Raw genomic sequence first — 2,878 nt, forward strand, 5'->3', positions numbered from 1 at the left:
CGATTATGCCGACCTCACGATTATGCCGAGGTTTTTGGGTAGCTGCTGGCCAGCGACGTGAGCGGGGTTGAACTGTCGGCATAAACAGGACCGATATCTCCTTCGACGGGGTTATTGATGAAGGAGGAAGTGATGGGCAAGCCGGTCAGCAAGGTCGCCGACGTTCGGTTCGAGGGTCCGCTGGCGCCGTTCGCGGATGGATTTCGGGATAAGTTGCGGCAGTTGGGATATACGCCGTTGTCGGCTGTGCACCAGCTGCGGCTGTTGGCGCACTTGAGTCGCTGGCTGGATGAACACGGCTGGTCGGGCCGGGATCTGACCGAAGGATGTGTCGTCGAGTACCTGGCCGCACGCCGCGCGACTGGTTATACGCTTCACCGCGGCTGGCGTGCCATGGTGCCGCTGCTCGACTTCCTTGCCGCGCAACATGTCACGCCGATCGCGCCGCCGCCACGTCCGCAGTCGAGTGGGGTCGAGGCGCTGCTGGGTGGGTTTGAGCGTTACCTCGTGTCGGAGCGGGTGTTGTCGCGGTCCACGATCACGGCGTACATGGCTCGCGGTCGGCGGTTCCTGGTCGACTACACCATCGACGGCAAGGTGAGTGCGCTGAGGGCGGCGGATGTGACCCGCGCGATCACCGCCGAGGCCGGGCGGGTGTCGGTGGGTGGGGTGCAGTATTACGTGGCCGCGGTGAGAGCGTTGCTGCGGTATTGCCGTCTGCAGGGCCTCGTCGATGCGGACCTCTCGGCGGCGGCGTTGGCGGCGACCGGTCGCCGAATGTCGTTGCTGCCGCGAGGAATCGGCGACCGCGACGCGCAAGCGCTACTGCACGCGTGCGATCGGCGCCGTCCGATCGGTCGCCGCGACTACGCGGTGCTGGTGGTGCTGTTGCGGCTGGGGCTGCGCGCCGGAGAGGTCGCCCGGTTGCGGCTCGACGACGTCGACTGGCGGGCAGGTGTACTGGTCGTCCACGGCAAGGGCGGCCGGGTGGATCGGATGCCGCTACCGTCCGACGTCGGCACCGCGGTTACCGGCTACCTGCAACGCGGGCGACCACCCACCGACCTGCGGGAGGTGTTCGTCACCGCCGTCGCCCCGATCCATCCGCTCACCCGTGAAGCCGTCGGCGGCATCGTGCGCCGCGCGTGCGTGCGCGCTGGTGTGAGTCCGGTTGGGCCGCACCGGCTTCGGCATACGGCCGCGGTGCGGATGGTGCATGCCGGGGTTCGGCTGCCGGACATCGGTCAGGCGCTGCGCCATCAGGGCCTGACCACCACCGCGGTCTACAGCCGCGTCGACATCGCCGCGCTGCGGATGCTGGCGCGGCCCTGGCCGATCGGAGACCAACGATGACTACCGAGCTGCACGCCCATCTCGACGACTACTTACGGCTGCGGCGAGGGCTGGGATTCACCCTGACCGGCGACGGCCAGGTGTTGGCCCAATTCCTGGACTACCTGCGCCAGCGGGCGTCGACATCGATCACGACCGAGGCGGCGATCGCGTTCGCGCGGCTGCCGCGCAATGTCGACCCGGTCAACTGGTCGCACCGACTCGGCGCGATCCGCGGATTCGCCCGCTACCTGGCCACGATCGACCCGGCAACCGAAATCCCACCCACCAAGGTATTCCCCGGACAGGGCAAGCGGCCCACACCCTACATCTACACCGATGCAGAAATACAACGGATCCTGCAGGCCGCCAACGACCTTCGCCCCGAGATGCGTGCCGCGACCATACACACCCTACTGGGGCTGCTTGCAGTGACCGGCTTGCGGATCGGGGAAACACTGCCGCTGCGCCGGACCGACGTGGACCTGCGGGCGGGCGTGCTCACCGTCGCCGGCCGCAAGGCCGGCCACCCCCGCCTCGTACCGCTGCACCCGAGCACCGTCGAACAGCTGCGCCGCTACGCCCGCCGCCGCGACCGCCGGATACCGCCGCCGCGACGATCGGAGACTTTCTTCGTGTCCACCACCGGCGCCGCGCTGCGGTATTCGTCGGTGCATGAGGCGTTCATCGAGATCACCACCACGATCGGACTACGCACCGCCACGGTCCGGCCCCGCGCACATGATCTTCGGCATGCCTTCACCGTGAGCTGCTTGCTGGACTGGTACCGATCCGGCGTCGACGTCGCCGCGATGATGCCGGTGCTGTCCACCTACCTCGGACACGTCAACCCGGCCAGCACCTACTGGTATTTGACGGCCACGCCCGAGTTGATGGGCCTTGCCGCGCAGCGGCTGCAGGCGAGCAGACCCGGAGGCCGGCGATGACCGCGCTCGCCCCGATCCTGCAGGCCTACTTCACCGACCGGCTCATCGGGCAACTCCAGGCCAGCCCGAACACCATCGCTGGCTACCGCGACGCGTTCCGGCTGCTGCTCGGCTACGCCGCGACCCGCACCGGCAAACCGCCCAGCAAGCTCGACCTCGCCGATCTGGACGCGCCCCTGGTCGCCGGGTTCCTCGACCACCTCGAACACGATCGCGGCAACAGTGTTCGCACCCGCAACACCCGGTTGGCGGCCATCCACTCACTGTTCGGCTACGCCGCACTGCGCCATCCCGAACACGCCGCCTCGATCCAACGCGTGCTGGCGGTCCCGCCGAAACGCTTCCAACGCAACCTGATCACCTACCTCACCAGCGAGGAGGCTGACACGCTGCTGGCTGCCTGCGACCCCGACACCTGGGCCGGACGCCGCGACCACGCGATGCTGGCGCTCACCCTGCAGACCGGTCTGCGGATCTCCGAACTGACCGCGCTGTCGGTCGCCGACCTCCAGCTCGGTCGCGGCGCGCACGTACACTGCATCGGCAAGGGCCGCAAACAGCGAAACACACCACTACTGCCCGACACCGTGGAAGTGCTG

Annotated in this window: 3 protein-coding genes; all 3 read left to right on the forward strand. The window is 68.1% G+C overall.

Features of this window, described 5'->3' with window-relative positions; all coding sequences use genetic code 11:
• Positions 1-132 precede the first annotated feature (132 nt).
• Positions 133-1,353 carry a tyrosine-type recombinase/integrase gene (locus EET03_RS29445; RefSeq protein WP_075542621.1) on the forward strand — a complete coding sequence of 407 codons (1,221 nt, stop codon included), beginning with the start codon at positions 133-135 and terminating at the stop codon, positions 1,351-1,353.
• Positions 1,350-2,279 carry a tyrosine-type recombinase/integrase gene (locus tag EET03_RS29450; protein ID WP_075542620.1) on the forward strand — a complete coding sequence of 310 codons (930 nt, stop codon included), beginning with the start codon at positions 1,350-1,352 and terminating at the stop codon, positions 2,277-2,279. Before EET03_RS29445 ends, EET03_RS29450 begins: the two co-directional genes overlap by 4 nt.
• Positions 2,276-2,878: tyrosine-type recombinase/integrase (locus EET03_RS29455; RefSeq protein ID WP_167470750.1), on the forward strand; the 603-nt coding region annotated here is incomplete at its 3' end. The genes EET03_RS29450 and EET03_RS29455, both read left to right, overlap by 4 nt.

Source organism: Mycobacterium innocens (assembly GCF_900566055.1).
Lineage (GTDB): Bacteria > Actinomycetota > Actinomycetes > Mycobacteriales > Mycobacteriaceae > Mycobacterium > Mycobacterium innocens.

What these genes read in the sequence shown, in the direction of transcription:
- EET03_RS29450 (WP_075542620.1), top strand. Translation starts at nt 1,350, where the DNA reads ATGACTACCGAGCTGCACGCCCATCTCGACGACTACTTACGGCTGCGG.
- EET03_RS29445 (WP_075542621.1), top strand. Translation starts at nt 133, where the DNA reads ATGGGCAAGCCGGTCAGCAAGGTCGCCGACGTTCGGTTCGAGGGTCCG.